Annotated in this window: 12 protein-coding genes; 3 read left to right on the plus strand and 9 right to left on the minus strand. The window is 70.6% G+C overall.

What is annotated here, in order from left to right; genetic code table 11:
- Positions 1-205: 205 nt before the first annotated feature.
- Together VYL96_RS08360 and VYL96_RS08365 are read right to left on the minus strand one after the other, a co-directional pair.
- Complete coding sequence (locus VYL96_RS08360) at positions 206-364, minus strand: hypothetical protein (protein WP_007626311.1); 159 nt, start codon at positions 362-364, stop codon at positions 206-208.
- A 142-nt stretch (positions 365-506) separates the two neighbouring features.
- The gene (locus VYL96_RS08365; protein WP_371441656.1) at positions 507-1,853 is read right to left on the minus strand and encodes a replication-associated recombination protein A; all 1,347 of its coding nucleotides are present in this window, start codon (positions 1,851-1,853) and stop codon (positions 507-509) included.
- 228 nt (positions 1,854-2,081) lie between these two features.
- Here VYL96_RS08365 and VYL96_RS08370 point away from each other — a divergent pair, with 228 nt between their 5' ends.
- A complete protein-coding gene (locus VYL96_RS08370) occupies positions 2,082-3,386 on the plus strand; it encodes an alkaline phosphatase family protein (protein ID WP_061228673.1) in 1,305 nt (434 codons plus the stop codon).
- Between the two features lie 132 nt (positions 3,387-3,518).
- Here the strand turns inward: VYL96_RS08370 and aspS are convergent, their stop codons facing one another.
- Positions 3,519-5,318: an aspartate--tRNA ligase gene (gene aspS / locus VYL96_RS08375; RefSeq protein WP_061228674.1), complete on the minus strand. Its 1,800-nt coding sequence runs from the start codon at positions 5,316-5,318 to the stop codon at positions 3,519-3,521.
- A 149-nt stretch (positions 5,319-5,467) separates the two neighbouring features.
- Between aspS and ypfJ the strand changes: the two genes are divergently transcribed.
- The gene (ypfJ, locus tag VYL96_RS08380; RefSeq protein ID WP_061228675.1) at positions 5,468-6,376 is read left to right on the plus strand and encodes a KPN_02809 family neutral zinc metallopeptidase; all 909 of its coding nucleotides are present in this window, start codon (positions 5,468-5,470) and stop codon (positions 6,374-6,376) included.
- A 13-nt stretch (positions 6,377-6,389) separates the two neighbouring features.
- Here the strand turns inward: ypfJ and hisS are convergent, their stop codons facing one another.
- Positions 6,390-7,670 (minus strand): histidine--tRNA ligase, encoded by a 1,281-nt coding sequence (gene hisS / locus VYL96_RS08385; protein WP_061228676.1) that lies wholly within the window; start codon positions 7,668-7,670, stop codon positions 6,390-6,392.
- Positions 7,671-7,715: 45 nt separating this feature from the next.
- On the minus strand, positions 7,716-8,381 hold the full coding sequence (locus VYL96_RS08390; protein WP_061228677.1) for an MBL fold metallo-hydrolase: 666 nt from the start codon (positions 8,379-8,381) through the stop codon (positions 7,716-7,718).
- A 209-nt stretch (positions 8,382-8,590) separates the two neighbouring features.
- Here VYL96_RS08390 and VYL96_RS08395 point away from each other — a divergent pair, with 209 nt between their 5' ends.
- Positions 8,591-9,511, plus strand: coding sequence for a peptidylprolyl isomerase (locus VYL96_RS08395; protein WP_061228678.1), 921 nt, complete (start codon positions 8,591-8,593; stop codon positions 9,509-9,511).
- A 96-nt stretch (positions 9,512-9,607) separates the two neighbouring features.
- Here the strand turns inward: VYL96_RS08395 and VYL96_RS08400 are convergent, their stop codons facing one another.
- The 4 genes from VYL96_RS08400 to secD are packed head-to-tail and all read right to left on the minus strand — an operon-like array spanning position 9,608 to position 15,258.
- Positions 9,608-11,974 carry a RelA/SpoT family protein gene (locus tag VYL96_RS08400; RefSeq protein ID WP_061228679.1) on the minus strand — a complete coding sequence of 789 codons (2,367 nt, stop codon included), beginning with the start codon at positions 11,972-11,974 and terminating at the stop codon, positions 9,608-9,610.
- Positions 11,975-12,020: 46 nt separating this feature from the next.
- On the minus strand, positions 12,021-12,578 hold the full coding sequence (locus VYL96_RS08405) for an adenine phosphoribosyltransferase (protein ID WP_007626297.1): 558 nt from the start codon (positions 12,576-12,578) through the stop codon (positions 12,021-12,023).
- Positions 12,575-13,633: a protein translocase subunit SecF gene (secF, locus tag VYL96_RS08410; RefSeq protein WP_061228680.1), complete on the minus strand. Its 1,059-nt coding sequence runs from the start codon at positions 13,631-13,633 to the stop codon at positions 12,575-12,577. Before secF ends, VYL96_RS08405 begins: the two co-directional genes overlap by 4 nt.
- A complete protein-coding gene (secD, locus tag VYL96_RS08415) occupies positions 13,630-15,258 on the minus strand; it encodes a protein translocase subunit SecD (RefSeq protein ID WP_061228681.1) in 1,629 nt (542 codons plus the stop codon). The genes secF and secD overlap by 4 nt, the downstream gene beginning before the upstream one ends.
- Positions 15,259-15,384 lie beyond the last annotated feature (126 nt).

Raw genomic sequence — 15,384 nt, forward strand, 5'->3', positions numbered from 1 at the left:
TCAAGACTACCGCCGCGCGGGTCGGCGCCCGGGAACGAGGTGGGGCGGGCCGGGATGCGCTGCGGGCGGGGTGAGGGGCCGCCGGGCTGGGGACGTGGTCCCGACGACGACGACGAGGGGCCGCCACCCGGAAGGGACGCGGGCGCCCGCTCCACCGGTCCGGCGGAGGGGCGCCCGGGCTGGCCGTGTGCGGCGAGAGGGTCGGTCAGCGCGGCATCGGGGGCAGGATGATGCCGAAGTTGGCGGCGGTGATGAAGGCCTCCTGCGGCAGCAGGCCGAGGCTGTGCGCCCCGGTGCCCCAGACGCCGACCGAGGTGGCGACGCCGACGAGCGTCGAGAAGATGCTGGCGAGACCGGTGAACATGAGAACCTCCGAATGCTGATGTGGACACAACATCCTGCCTGCTCAGGCAGGAAATATGACTTTCACACAGTTCTCAGGATTTGGCCAGGCTTTGCCGCGGGGGTCCCCTGGAGCCCGTCCCGGCGTGGCCCCCGGGCGCGCCTCAGTCCCGGATGATCCGGCGGAGTTTGTCGACCCGGGCGGACAGCTCGCGCTCGTGGCCGTGCGGCCCGGGCTCGTAGTAGTCCCGCCCCACCAGCTCGTCGGGCGGGTACTGCTGCGCCACGACCCCCGGCGCCGCGTTGTGCGGGTACCGGTAGCCCACCCCGTTGCCGAGCCCCTTGGCCCCGGCGTAGTGGCCGTCCCGCAGGTGCTTGGGCACCTCGCCGACGCCACCGGCGCGGACGTCGGACATGGCGGCGTCGATGGCCGCGATCACCGCCTTGGACTTGGGGGCGGTCGCGAGGTGGATGGTGGCCTGGGCCAGCGCGAGCCGGCACTCCGGCATGCCGACCTTCTGGACGATCTCCGCCGCCGCGCTCGCGGACAGCAGCGCGGTCGGGTCGGCCATGCCGATGTCCTCACTCGCGTGCACCATGAGCCGCCGGGCGATGAACCGGGGGTCCTCCCCCGCGACCAGCATGCGTGCCAGGTAGTGCAGCGCGGCGTCCACGTCGGACCCGCGGATGGACTTGATGAACGCGCTCGTGACGTCGTAGTGCTGGTCGCCGTCACGGTCGTAGCGCACGGGGGCCGCGTCCAGGCTGAGCTCGACGATCTCCGGCGTCACCACGCCGTCCGCCGCGGCCCCGGCCGCGGCCTCCAGGATCGTCAGGCTGCGCCGCGCGTCCCCTCCCGAGAGCCGGACGATGTCCTCCGCCGCCGCGTCGGTGAGCTCGACCCGCCCCGCCAGCCCCCGTTCGTCGGAGACCGCGCGCCGCAGCACGGCGGCCACCCCGGCGTCGTCCAGGCCCTGCAGTTCGGCGATGAGCGACCGGCTCAACAGCGGCGCGATGACCGAGAAGTGCGGGTTCTCCGTGGTCGCGGCCACGAGCAGGACGATGCCGTTCTCCACCGCCGCCAGCAGGGCGTCCTGCTGGCTCTTGGAGAACCGGTGCACCTCGTCGATGAACAGGACCGTGCGCTGACCGTGGACCTGCCGGGTGCGGGCGTCGTCGATCACCGCGCGGACGTCCTTGACCCCGGCGCTGAGCGCCGACAGGGCGACGAAGTGTCGACCCGACGTGCTGGCCACCAGATTGGCGAGCGTCGTCTTCCCGGTCCCCGGAGGGCCGTAGAGGATCACCGACGAGCCCCCGCGCCCCTCCACCAGCCGCCGCAGCGGCGAATTGGGGCGCAGCAGGTGCTCCTGGCCGATCACCTCGTCCAGCGTCCGCGGCCGCATCCGGACCGCCAACGGGGCGCCCGGGTCCACGGACGCCGACGCCGGAGGAACGGGCCCGGCGCCGCCCGCGTCCCCGGCGGCGAACAGCCCAGCGTCTTCGGTCACGCCCCCAGGCTACCGGCGGGCCCCGACAGCGAACCCCGGGTGAACATCCGGCGACGGATCCGCGGAAGTGACCGCGGCCTTCGTCGTCGTCGGGTTGTCTGGAACTCAGGTCTGCCACCTCCCCGGCGGGGGCACGCCGCCGCCACCCGGGCCACTACCTCAGGCCGCCACCCCACGACACCACCCCACGACACCACCCCGTGCCACGACCCCCGGAGGTCCCACCCGATGTGCCGCGACGACCACCCCACCCACGGACCCACCCTCACCCGTCGTGAGGCGCTCGCCGGCGCCGGCATGGTCGCCGCAGCGGGCGCCGTCGGGGTGACCCTGCTCGCTGAACCCGCCCCCGTGTGGGCGAACCCGGTACGGCCGGTCGCCGACGACCTCGACGTCTACGTGATCGTCACCGACGGCATGCGACCGGACGAACTGAACGCCGCGCAGGCGCCGACACTGCACCGCTGGGCAGCCGAGGGCACGCGGTTCACCGATGCGTCGTCGATCATGATCGCCGAGACCCTGCCCAACCACGCCGCGATGGTCACCGGCGTCCTCCCCCACCGCAACGGGGTGCCCGCCAACGCCATCTGGGACCACGCGATCGGGGACGAGCGGACCCTCGACCGGCCCGACGACCTGCGGGCCGCCACGGTCCTGGACCGCATTCGGACCGAGGCCGGCCTCACCACCGCGAGCGTGCTGAGCAAGGACTACCTCCACGGCCTGTTCGGCGGCCGAGCCAGCGTGCAGTGGGCGCCGTTCCCGCTCGTGCCGATCACCGACCACTCGCTCGACTGGTTCACCGTCGAGGCCCTCAAGCGGACCATCACCGACCACGCCCCGAGGATGACGTTCGTCAACCTCGGGGACATGGACCGCTTCGGCCACATGGACCTGTCGGGGACCTCGCTCCGACTAGCCCGCAACCAGGCGGTGTTCAACTCGGACCACAAGCTCTGGGACCTCGAGCAGTTCCTCCGCGCCACCGGGCGCTGGGAACGTTCCGTGCTCATCGTCCTGGCCGACCACGGGATGGACTGGTCGGAGCCCCTGCGCCTCATCAGCGCGGCCGGGGCGATCGACGCCGACCCGGCGCTGCGGGGCCGGTTCGGGATCGCCCAGAACGGGGGGGCCGACACGTTCGCCTACCTCGGCCCCGCCGGTGAACGCGACGCGGCACTGGCGCGCCTGCGGGAGGTGGTCGGCGCGCTCCCCGGCGTCAACCGCCTCTACGACCCGGCCGAGCTCGACCTCGGCGAGCGCGGCGGCGACCTCGTGGCCACGTGTCACCCGGGATGGCGGTTCTCCGACCCCACCCCGTTCTCCAACCCGATCCCGGGGAACCACGGGCACGAGGTCACGCTCGGCATCCCGTTCTTCATTGGCGGTGGGCACCGGATCGTCCGCCGCGGGCAGGTCGTCGACCGGCCTGTCCGGACCCTCGACGTGGCCCCGACGGTGTCCCGGCTGTTCGGGCTCGGCCACTCCGGGATGGACGGGCGGCCCGCGCTCGAGGCGTTCCACCTCTGAGACCCCGATATGACGGAAATCCGCTACTCCCCCGTCACATTCGCTACCGTTTTCCGTTCTTTTCCGGGTAGCGCGGCGAATCGCGCAGGAGAGTAGCGGATTCGGGGGCGGGGCAGGGCGGGGTGGGGCCGACTACTCGGCTGCGGCCCCGGACGGGGCGGCCTGGCCGCGCTGCACCGGCTTGGCGTCGATGCCGGACTCCTTGCGCTGCTGCGCCGTGATCGGCGCCGGCGCATCGGTCAGCGGGTCGACGCCGCCGCCGGACTTGGGGAACGCGATGACGTCGCGGATCGACTCGGTCCCGGCCAGCAGGGCGCAGATGCGATCCCAGCCGAACGCGATGCCGCCGTGCGGCGGGGAGCCGTAGGAGAAGGCGTCGAGCAGGAAGCCGAACTTCTCCTGCGCCTCGTCGGCCGAGATGCCCATGACGCCGAACACCCGCTCCTGGACGTCCTTGCGGTGGATACGGATCGAGCCGCCGCCGATCTCGTTGCCGTTGCACACGATGTCGTACGCGTAGGCGAGCGCCGAGCCCGGATCGGTGTCGAACGTGTCCAGGTGCTCGGGCTTGGGCGAGGTGAACGCATGGTGCACCGCGGTCCAGGCACCCGACCCCACGGCCACGTCACCGGCGGCCGTGGCGTCGTCGGCCGGCTCGAACATCGGGGCGTCGACGACCCAGGTGAACGCCCACTTGGTGGGGTCGATGAGGCCGAGCTTGGCGGCGATCTCACCGCGGGCCGCGCCGAGCAGGGCCCGCGTGGACTTCACCGCGCCGGCGCCGAAGAAGATGCAGTCACCCGGCTCCGCGCCGACGTGGGCGGCGATGCCCGCCCGCTCGGAGTCCGACAGGTTCTTGGCGACCGGGCCGCCGAGCTCGCCGTCGGAACCGACGAGGACGTACGCGAGTCCCTTGGCGCCGCGCTGCTTGGCCCACTCCTGCCAGGCGTCGAGCTGACGACGCGGCTGTGACGCCCCGCCCTTCATGACGACCGCGCCGACGTACGGCGCCTTGAACACCCGGAACGGGGTGTCGGCGAAGAACTCCGTGCACTCGACGAGCTCGATGTCGAACCGCAGGTCCGGCTTGTCGGAGCCGAACCGGCGCATCGCCTCCTCGTACGTCATCCGCGGGATCGGCGTGGTGATCTCGTAACCGGCGGTGGCCCACACCTCGGTGAGGATCTCCTCCGCCACGCCGATCACGTCGTCCTGGTCGACGAAGCTCATCTCCAGGTCGAGCTGCGTGAACTCCGGCTGCCGGTCGGCGCGGAAGTCCTCGTCGCGGTAGCAGCGGGCCAGCTGGTAGTACTTCTCCATCCCGGCCACCATGAGCAACTGCTTGAACAACTGCGGCGACTGCGGGAGGGCGTAGAACGTACCCGGCTGCAGGCGGGCCGGCACGAGGAAGTCGCGCGCACCCTCCGGGGTCGAGCGGGTGAGGGTGGGGGTCTCGATCTCCACGAAGTCGTGACGGGCCAGGACTCCGCGGGCCGCGGCGTTGACCTTCGACCGCAGCCGCAGCGCCGCGCCCGGACCCTCGCGGCGCAGGTCGAGGTACCGGTGACGCAGACGTGCCTCCTCCCCCACCTCGTCGTCGAGCTGGAACGGCAGCGCCGCCGCCTCACCCAGGACCTCGAACGACGTGACGTCGATCTCGATCTCGCCCGAGGCGAGGTTAGGGTTCTCCGATCCCTCCGGACGACGGTCGACGACGCCGGTGACCGCCACGCAGTACTCGTTGCGCAGGCGGTGGGCGCGCTCGGCCACGTCCTCGGAACGGAAGACCACCTGGCACACGCCCGAGGCGTCGCGCAGATCGACGAAGATGACACCGCCGTGATCCCGGCGGCGTGCCACCCAGCCGGCCAGGGTGACGGTGTCACCGGCGTCGGCGGCTCGGAGCTGGCCGGCGGAATGGGTGCGCAGCACTGCGGTGGTCCTCTCGTCGGGGAAAGTGTGGTGTGATCGCCTGAGCGTGAGCACCGACGGGACGACCCCACGGCCCGCCACGGGCTCGGACGGGGAACAGTCTACGTCCACGACAGACCGGGCGACGCACCACCCGGAAGGCGGAGATCATGACGTTTCGGCAAGGCGGAAGGCTCGACACCAGCGGAGTCTCCGGCGGAGGCAGGGGAGGTCGCCGGGGGATCGCGGTCGGCGGAGGGGTCGGCGGCCTCGCCGTCGTCCTCATCGCCCTGTTCCTCGGTGTCGACCCGGGCCAGCTCGGCCTGGACACCGGTCCCACCGGCGCGCAGGAACAGGGTTCCGACTCCGCGCAGCAGTTCCAGGCCCACATCGACCAGTGCGACCTGCAACAGGCCAACTCCGACACGATCTGCCGCATCGTCGCCACCACCGAGAGCCTCGAGGACGTCTGGACAATCCAGCTGCCGGATCAGGTGGGGATGAGCTGGGTCCAGCCCCGGACCACCGTCTTCAGCGGCGCCGTCGACACCGGCTGTGGTGCCGCCTCCTCCGACATCGGCCCCTTCTACTGCCCCGCCGGGCAGACCGTCTACATCGACCCCTCGTTCTTCGACAGCGTCCTCGTGGGGCAGCTCGGCGGACCGCCCTCCGGCGCGGCGCAGATGTACGTCGTCGCGCACGAGTTCGGCCACCACCTGCAGACCATGCTCGGCGACATCCGACGCTCGCAGCAGGACCCGCAGGGCCCGTCCTCCGGAGCGGTCCGCGTCGAGCTCCAGGCCGACTGCTACGCGGGGCTCTGGGCCCACTACGCGACCTCCACACCGGCGCCCGACGGCGGCCCGCCGCTACTGGAGAGCCTGACCCCGCAGGACGTGGATGCGATCGTCCGGACCGCGGAGGCCATCGGCGACGACCACATCCAGCGCACCGGAGGCGGGCGCGTCGACCCCCGCTCGTGGACCCACGGCTCGTCCGAGATGCGCAGGCAGTGGTTCCTCACCGGCTACGAGCAGGGCTCCGTGCAGGCCTGCGACACCTTCCGCGCGCAGCTCTGACGCGCGGGAGGAGTCAGCGCCCGACGGCCCGGGTGACGTGCCCGAGAATCGCCTCGAGCGGAACCGGCTCCTGCTCGCCGGTGGACATCGTCTTGACCACCGCGGTGCCGGTCTCGAGCTCGTTCTCGCCGATGACGACCGTGACCGCCGCGCCCGACCGGTCCGCCGCCTTGAACGCGCCCTTCATCCCCCGGTCGCCGTACGCCATGTCGGCCCGCAGCCCGTTGCGGCGGAACTCCGCCAGGACCGGAACCATCGCCGCCTTGGCCGCCGCCCCCAGCGCGACGCCGTACACGTCGACCCGCCCCTGCGCCGCCGGATCGATCCCCTCGGCCTGCAGCGCCAGCACCGTGCGGTCGACACCGATCCCGAAGCCGATGCCCGACAGGGCCTGACCGCCGAGCTGCTCCATCAACCCGTCGTAGCGCCCTCCGCCGCCGATCCCGGACTGCGCACCGAGGCCGTCGTGAACGAACTCGAAGGTCGTCTTGGTGTAGTAGTCCAGGCCGCGGACCATGCGGGGGTTGACCGTGTACGGCACGCCGAGCGCGTCCAGGTGCGCCCGCACGGTCGCGAAGTGCTCGGCGCTGGCGTCCGAGAGGTGATCGATCATCAGCGGCGCGTCCTCGAGCTGCTCACGCACCTCGGGGCGCTTGTCGTCGAGCACGCGCAGCGGGTTGATCCGCGCGCGCTCACGCGTCGCCTCGTCGAGATCCAAGCCGGCGAGGAACGCCTGCAGCCGCTCGCGGTACTGCGGGCGGCACGTCTCGTCGCCGAGCGAGGTGAGCTCGAGGCGGAAGCCGGTCAGGCCGAGCGACCGGAACGCCTCGTCGGCCACGGCGATCACCTCGGCGTCGAGGGCGGGGTCGTCCACCCCGATGGCCTCGATCCCGACCTGCTGGAGCTGCCGGTAGCGGCCGGCCTGCGGACGCTCGTACCGGAAGAACGGCCCGGCGTAACAGAGCTTGACCGGCAGCTGTCCGCGGTCCAGCCCGTGCTCGATCACCGCACGCATGACCCCCGCCGTGCCCTCGGGCCGCAGCGTGACGCTGCGGCCGCCCCTGTCCTCGAACGAGTACATCTCCTTGGAGACCACGTCCGTGGACTCGCCCACCCCGCGGGCGAACAGCGCCGTGTCCTCGAAGATCGGCAGCTCGATGTGGCCGTAGCCGGCGCGCCGGGCGGCGGTGGTGATCGCGTCGCGGACGGCGACGAACCCGGCCGACGCCGGGGGGACGTAGTCGGGCACGCCCTTGGGGGCCTTGAGGGCGGTCTTCTTCTCGGTGCCGGTCACAGGGAAAGTCCTCGGGTCAGATAGGGGGCGGGGGCGCCGGTCGGTCTAGAGGTCGCGCAGGAAGGGGTTGGACCGGCGCTCGCGACCGATCGTGGTGGACGGGCCGTGTCCGGGCAGGACCACCGCGTCGTCATCCAGGACGAGGAACTTCTTGGCGATCGACTGCATGAGCACCTCGGTGTCCCCCGCCGGCAGGTCGGTACGGCCGACCCCGTCCTGGAACAGTACGTCGCCACCGAGGACCACCATCCGCGGTCCCTCTTCGGTCTGCACGGTGATCCGGAAGGACACCGAACCGGGGCTGTGGCCGGGGGCGTGGTCCACGTCGAAGGTCATCGACCCGAACCGCAGGGTGTCGCCGTCGAAAACCTCGACGACCTCGGCGGGCTCGGTGAACGTCATGTCCTTGAGCATGGCCGACAGGTCGAGCGACAGGCCCTTGCCGGGATCAGACAGCATCGGGCGGTCGTCGGGGTGGATGTAGGCGGGGACGCGGTAGTGGTCCGCGACCTGCCGGGCGTTCCAGATGTGGTCGAGGTGACCGTGGGTGAGCAGCACCGCACGCGGCCGCAGGCCCGCCTCCGAGACCTGGCGGCGCACCTGCTCCTCGGCGTCCTGGCCCGGGTCCACGATCACGCAGTCCCCCGCGTCGTCGGACACGATGTAGCAGTTGGTCTGGAACATCCCGGCGGGGAAACCGACGATCTGCACGTCCCGTACTCCCTTTCTTCGACAATCCACGGCGCCTGGCGCGCGGCGTCGGGTCAACGCGGTCCGACACCGGAGTGGTGTGCGATCGACTCTGCCCGACCTGGTAGACAAGGACCCTGGGCCGGACCGTCCCCGGGGCCTCCGTGAGGAGACCCGGCGAGTCGATCCGGCCGACCGTTCCAGCCTAGTCCAGGTCCCCAGGAGGGTCAGTGTCCACCAACCAGGAACGCCGAGCCGAGGCGCGCCAGCGCCTGCGCGAGCAGATGGAGGCCCAGGCTCGCCGCGAGAAGCAGCTCAAGATCGCCGGCGCCGCTGTCGTCGTGGTGGTCCTGCTGGGGATCGTCGGGGTCGTGGTCTGGAACAAGACCGAGCAGGCGCGCGCCGAGGAGTACGCGGCCAACTGGGTCACCTGCGAGTACCCGGCGGAGACCCCCATGGAGAAGGTCGATCCCGCGCAGTTCGAGGACCAGGGCCCCGAGGTGGTCGAAGAGGCCGAGCGCTTCAACGAGCAGATCGACGAGATCGAGGAGACCAGGCGCGAGGTGGAGCCGCCGAGCGGCGACCAGCCCCGCCGGGGTACCGCACAGATCACCATCGCGACCAACGCCGGGGACATCCCGCTCGAGCTGGACCGGGCCGGGGCCCCCTGCAACGTCGAGAGCTTCGTCCATCTGGCCGAGCAGTCCTACTTCGACGACACCGAGTGCCACCGCCTGACCATCGGTGAGGAGGGCGCCGAGCTCTCCGTGCTGCAGTGCGGGGATCCGACCGGCACCGGCCTCTCGGGTCCCGGCTACTCCATCGTCGACGAGCCGCCCACCGATCTCCCCGTGGCGGAGGACGGCTCCGGGATGTCGGTCTACCCGCGCGGCACGGTCGCCATGGCCAAGTCCCAGGCGCCGAACAGTGCGGGCAGCCAGTTCTTCCTCGTCTACGAGGACTCCATGCTCCCGCCCGAGTACTCGGTCATGGGCACCATCGGTGAGTCGGGGCTCGAGGTCCTGGACCGGATCGCCGAGGGCGGGATCAAGAGCAACGATCCGATGAGCGAGGACTACCAGGCGCCCAAGCGTCCGGTCCAGATCGAGAAGGTCACGGTCGACGCGCAGGAGGGTCTGCCCGAGGAGTGACCCGGCCCGGGCCCGCCCGGATCGCGACCTGGACGACACCGCCCCGGCCATCCGGCCGGGGCGAAGTCGTTCGTGCGGCTCCGGCGCTCGCCGGGCCTAGGAGTTGGACGTCATCCGGTAGGCGTCGAAGACGCCCTCGACCCGACGGACCGCGTTGAGGACGTGGCCCAGATGCTTGGGGTCGGCCATCTCGAATGTGAACCGGGAGATCGCGACCCGGTCGTCACCTGCGGTCTGCACCGACGCGGACAGGATGTTGACCTTTTCGTCAGCCAGCACCTTGGTGACGTCGGACAGGAGCCGGTGCCGGTCCAGCGCCTCGACCTGGATGGCCACGAGGAACAGCGACCCCGGCTGTGGCGTCCACTCGACCTTGACCAACCGCTCGGGTTCGCGATGGAGGTCCGTGGCGTTGGTGCAGTCCGTCCGGTGGACGCTCACCGTGCCGCCGCGGGTGATGAAGCCCAGGACCTCGTCGCCGGGCACCGGTGTGCAGCAGCGGGCGAGCTTGGCGTGGACGTCCTCCACGCCTCCGACGAGGACGCCGGCGCCCGCGGGCGTGGGGCGGTGCGGGGTGATGGTCTTGTCCCGCGACCGGTCCGCGAGCTCCTCGGTGACCTCGTCGACGCCGCCGTGGGCCGCGACGAGACGCCCGACCACCGTCTTGGCGGAGACGTGGTTCTCGCCGATCGCCGTGTACAGGGCGGTGACATCGGTGAAGCCGAGTTCGCGGGCGACGCCGGCGATCGACTCGTTGGAGAACACCCGGTGGACGGGGACGCCACCGCGACGGACCTCGCGGGTGATGAGGTCCTTCCCGCGCTCGAGAGCCTCCTCGCGGCGCTCCTTGGCGAACCACTGCCGGATCGAGCTCTTGGCGCGGCCGGAGACCACGAACTTCTGCCAGTCCAGGCTCGGTCCCGCGTTGGGGTCCTTGGAGGTGAAGACCTCCACCACCTCGCCGTTCTCGAGCGGGCGCTCGAGGGCGACGAGCTTGCCGTTGACCCGGGCGCCGATGCAGCGGTGGCCGACCTCGGTGTGGACGGCGTAGGCGAAGTCCACGGGGGTCGCGCCGACCGGCAGGTTGATCACGTCGCCCTTGGGGGTGAAGACGAAGATCTCCTTGCTGGTCATCTCGAAACGGAGGGAATCGAGGAACTCCCCCGGGTCGGCGGCCTCGCGCTGCCAGCTCAGGAGCTGGCGCATCCACGCCATCTCGTCGACCTCGGCGGGGTCGCCGTTGTGTTTGCCGCGGGTCTCCTTGTACCGCCAGTGCGCGGCGATGCCGTACTCGGCGTTGCGGTGCATCTCGTGCGTGCGGATCTGGATCTCCAGAGGTTTCCCGTCCGGCCCGATCACGGTCGTGTGCAGGGAGCGGTAGACGCCGAAGCGTGGCTGGGCGATGTAGTCCTTGAACCGGCCCGGCATGGGTTTCCAGGTTGAGTGGACGACACCGATCGCCGCGTAACAGTCCCGCACGTCGTCGCACAGGACGCGGATGCCGACGAGGTCGTGGATCTCGTCGAACTCGCGACCGCGGACGATCATCTTCTGATAGATCGACCAGTAGTGCTTCGGCCGTCCCTCGACGCGGGCCTGGATGTTGGCCTTCTCCAGGTCGGCCTTGACCCGGTTGATCACGGTGTTGAGGTAGACGTCACGGCTGGGTGCGCGGTCGGCCACCAGCCGGACGATCTCTTGGTACTTCTTCGGTTCGAGGATCGCGAAGGCCAGGTCCTCGAGTTCCCACTTCACGGTGGCCATTCCGAGCCGGTGCGCGAGCGGGGCGATCACCTCGAGGGTCTCGCGGGCCTTCTTGACCTGCTTCTCCGGTGGCAGGAAGCGCATGGTCCGCATGTTGTGCAGGCGGTCGGCCACCTTGATGACCAGGACGCGGGGATCGTGCGCCATGGCGATGATCATCTTGCGGATGGTCTCTGCCTCGGCGGCCTCGCCGAAGTCGACCTTGTCCAGCTTGGTGACGCCGTCCACCAGGTGGGCGACCTCTCCCCCGTAGTCCGCCTCGAGCTGTTCGAGCGAGTAGTCGGTGTCCTCGACCGTGTCGTGCAGGAGGGCGGCGACGAGCGTGGTGGTGTCCATGCCCATCTCCGCGCAGATGGTGGCCACCGCCAGCGGGTGGGTGATGTAGGGGTCGCCGGACTTGCGGTACACGCCCTCGTGCTGGCGCTCGGCGAGAGTGTAGGCGCGCGCCAGGAGCCCCACATCCGCCTTGGCGTGGTGGATGCGGTGGACGCGGACGAGCGGTTCGAGGACCGCGGGGGTGGAGGTGACCGTGAGACCGGAGGTGAGTCGACGCGCCCACCGCGCCCGGACCCGGCGTCCGGCGGACGGCCGGGAGCCGGGGATCACCGGCAGCGGCTGGGTGGTGGGCTGCGGCGTGGCCTTCTTACCCGTGGGGCCGCCCCCGTCGGGGTTGCCGGCGGGGTTCTGGTGCTGCGTCATCTCCGGCTCCTCCCTGCAGTGTCGGGCCGTCAGGAGCGGCCGGGGGTCACGCGACCGTGAGGCAGGTCAGCGGTGTGCCGGCCAGTCTATCCCGGCCGCCGAGGCCGGGGATCTCGAGAACGACGGACAGTCCGGCGACGACGGCGCCACAGTCCTCCAGCAGGCCGACCGCCGCGGTGAGGGTGCCACCGGTGGCGAGGACGTCGTCGACGACGAGGACCCGCTTGCCGCGCAGGTCGAGCCCGTCTGCGGGCAGTTCGAGCGTGGCGGCGCCGTACTCGAGCTCGTAGGAGCGCGAGTGCACGGGCGGCGGTAGCTTGCCCGCTTTCCGGACGGCCAGGACGCCGGTGTGGAGGCGCACGGCGACGGCTCCGGCGAGCAGGAAGCCGCGCGCGTCGAGGCCGGCGACGTAGTCGACGGTGCCGATCTCGTGACCGGCGATGAGCCCGCGGACGACGGCGTCGAAGCCGTCGGGGTCGGCGAGCACGGGCGTGAGGTCGCAGAACTGGACGCCCGCGGACGGGAAGTCCTCGACGCGGCGCATCAGACGCTCGACGGAGGAGCTGATGGTCGGTGAGACGTGGGTGACGGATGAGTCGGTCATGCGATGGCCTCGGCCTTCTCGCGTCGGGCCAGGACCTTGGCGGTCTGGCGTCGGATGTCGGGGTCACGGTTCTTCAACGACACCAGCAGTGGCGTCGCGAGGAAGACGGAGGAGAAGGTGCCGGTGACGATGCCGACCATCTGGACCAGGGCGAGATCCAGCAGCGTACCCACGCCGAGGATCCACACGGCGATCACGACCAGCGCCAGCAGCGGCAGGACACCGATGATGGTGGTGTGGATGGACCGCATGAGAGTCTGGTTGACGCCGAGGTTGGCCTCCTCGGCGTAGGTCCGTGTGGCGGTGTGTCTGATGCCCCGCGTGTTCTCCTCGACCTTGTCGAACACGATCACCGTGTCGTACAGAGAGAAACCGAGGATCGTCAGCAGGCCGATGACCGTGGCGGGAGTGACCTCGAAGCCGATGATCGAGTAGACCCCGGCGGTGGTCACCACGTCGAACAGCAGCGCGACGATCGCGGCCGTTGCCATCTGCCATTCGAAGCGGAAGGCGATGTAGCCGAAGACGATCACGAGGAACACGCCGAGGGCGATCAGCGCGTTCTTGGTGACCTGACCACCCCAGCTCTCGCTGCGGGCGGAGTCGCCGATCGCCTCGACCGAGGCGACCCCGTCCGAGGTGACGGGCTGGAACTCCTCGAACATCGCGTTCTTGGCGGCGCGGATCTCGTCACTGGTGAGGAACCGGGTCTCGACCTCGACGATCCGCGCGGCCCCCGCGCCGACGACCTGGACCGTCTGGGGCTCCTCGCCGATGGCCTCCTCGACGACCGCGGCTACGCGGTCCTGGTCGTGATTGCCCGCGGGCATGGAGAGCTTGGTACCGCCGGTGAAGTCGATGCCGAAGCTGAAGCCGCGGAAGATGATGCTGGCGAGGCAGATGGCGACGATGACCACGGTCAGCACGTAGAACTTGCGTCGGTTCGCGACGATGCCGAACGCGCCGGTACCGGTGTAGAGCCGGGTGAACAGACTGCCGGTCGGCGCGCCGGCCGGGGCGCCGCTCTCGGTCGCGGTGCTGGTGGGAGTGCTCATCGGCCCTCCTCCTCGTCGGTGGCGGGTCGGTCGGTCCGGGGTTCGGTGAGCGTGTCGCCGCCCGGGCCGCGGATGGTCGCCGTGACCCCGCGATCCGCGGTCTCCTCGGTCTCCTTCTCGGCCTGTCGGTCGAGCCGGCGCTGCTCGGCGGCGGCCGCCTGGAGGTTCTCCATCCGGCCCATCCCGTTGGCCGACGGCTTGGCGAACAGGGGCCGGGTCGAGGCCAGGTAGACGAGCGGCCAGGTCACGGTGAAGGCCACGAACACGTCCATGACGGTCGTGAGGCCGAGAGTGAAGGCGAAGCCGCGTACCTCTCCGCTGGCGAGCAGGTAGAGCACGACGGCGCCGATGAGGCTGACCATGTTGCCGGTGACGATGGTGCGGCCGGCGCTCTTCCAGGCCCGGGGCACGGCGGATCTGAACCGGTGCCCGTCGCGCAACTCGTCCTTGATCCGCTCGAAGAACACGACGTAGGAGTCGGCCGTCATACCGATGCCGATCACCAGGCCGGCGATCCCGGCCAGGTCGAGGCTGTAGTCGACCGTGTAGCCGAGGAAGACCAGGACGACATAGGTGAGCAGGAAGGACAGCAGCAGCGAGACGAACGCGAGGACGCCGAGCAGGCGGTAGAAGAACGCGGAGTAGGCCAGCACCAGCAGGAAGCCGATCGCGCCGGCGAGTAGTCCCGCCTCGAGGGAGGCGAGCCCGAGGGAGGCCGGGACGTTGTCGACGTTGGGGTCCTCGAAGGAGATGGGCAGCGCGCCGTAGCGCAGGTTTGCGGCGAGTGAGGCCGCCTCGTCGATCGTGAAGTCACCGGTGATGGAGGTCGCGGACCCGACCGGCGTGACGCCCTGCACGACGGGGGCGCTGATCACCTCGCCGTCGAGGAGGATCGCGATCTGACGCTGGAGGTTCTCCTGCGTCAGGCGCGACCAGGTGGCGCTGCCCTGTTCGCCGGGACCGGCGTTGAAACGGAACGAGACCTCGTTCTTGCCGGCCTGCTGGTTGAAACCGTGGCTCACGGAGTCCTTGACGATCTGCTGACCGTCGAGTCGCTGCCCGTCCTCGGGCTCACCGACGAGCAGCGGCACCGGACCGAGGACGTACTTGGCTCCCTCCCCGCAGGCGATGAGAGCCTGCGCCGGGTCGTCGAAGCCCGCGAGCACGTCCCGCTCGGGGCACCGGAAGGTGGGTAGCTTCTGGATGAGCTCGGCGGGCTCGCCCTGACGTTCCGCGCGCGCCTCCTCGACGGCGGCGGCCACGGCCTCGCGATCGCCCTTGTCGGCGGGCACCGGCTCACGGTCCCCCTCCGCGACGGGTTGCACCTCGAGCACCGGCCTGATGGTCAGCTGGGACGTCGTGCCGAGGTCGCGCGCCTGGCTGGAGTCCTCGCCGGGGACGGTGAGGACGATGTTGCTGCCCTCGATGACGACGGTGGTCCCTGCGACGCCGAGGCCGTCGACGCGCTCCCGGATGATGTCCTGAGCGAGCCGCAGGTCGGCCTCGTCGGGATCGCCCTTGGGGATGAGCGTGACACGGGTTCCGCCCTGGAGGTCGATCCCCAGTTTCGGGGTCAGCCCCCTGTCCGCGACGGCAAACGCGGCGAGGAAGAGGATGAACAGCACCAGGAAGAAGCTGGACAGCAGCGCCCAGGGTCTGGGGCGGGCGTCGGCGCCTCGAGAACGTACTGGCGACACAGGTGATCTCTCTCGGTCTTCGTCTGAGGCCTCCGGCTGGGCGGCCCCACTACA

It is taken from the genome of Dietzia maris (genome assembly GCF_036287335.1).
Lineage (GTDB): Bacteria > Actinomycetota > Actinomycetes > Mycobacteriales > Mycobacteriaceae > Dietzia > Dietzia cinnamea.

What these genes read in the sequence shown, in the direction of transcription:
- VYL96_RS08360 (WP_007626311.1), bottom strand. Translation starts at nt 364, where the DNA reads ATGTTCACCGGTCTCGCCAGCATCTTCTCGACGCTCGTCGGCGTCGCC.
- VYL96_RS08370 (WP_061228673.1), top strand. Translation starts at nt 2,082, where the DNA reads ATGTGCCGCGACGACCACCCCACCCACGGACCCACCCTCACCCGTCGT.
- ypfJ (WP_061228675.1), top strand. Translation starts at nt 5,468, where the DNA reads ATGACGTTTCGGCAAGGCGGAAGGCTCGACACCAGCGGAGTCTCCGGC.
- VYL96_RS08400 (WP_061228679.1), bottom strand. Translation starts at nt 11,974, where the DNA reads ATGACGCAGCACCAGAACCCCGCCGGCAACCCCGACGGGGGCGGCCCC.
- VYL96_RS08405 (WP_007626297.1), bottom strand. Translation starts at nt 12,578, where the DNA reads ATGACCGACTCATCCGTCACCCACGTCTCACCGACCATCAGCTCCTCC.
- secF (WP_061228680.1), bottom strand. Translation starts at nt 13,633, where the DNA reads ATGAGCACTCCCACCAGCACCGCGACCGAGAGCGGCGCCCCGGCCGGC.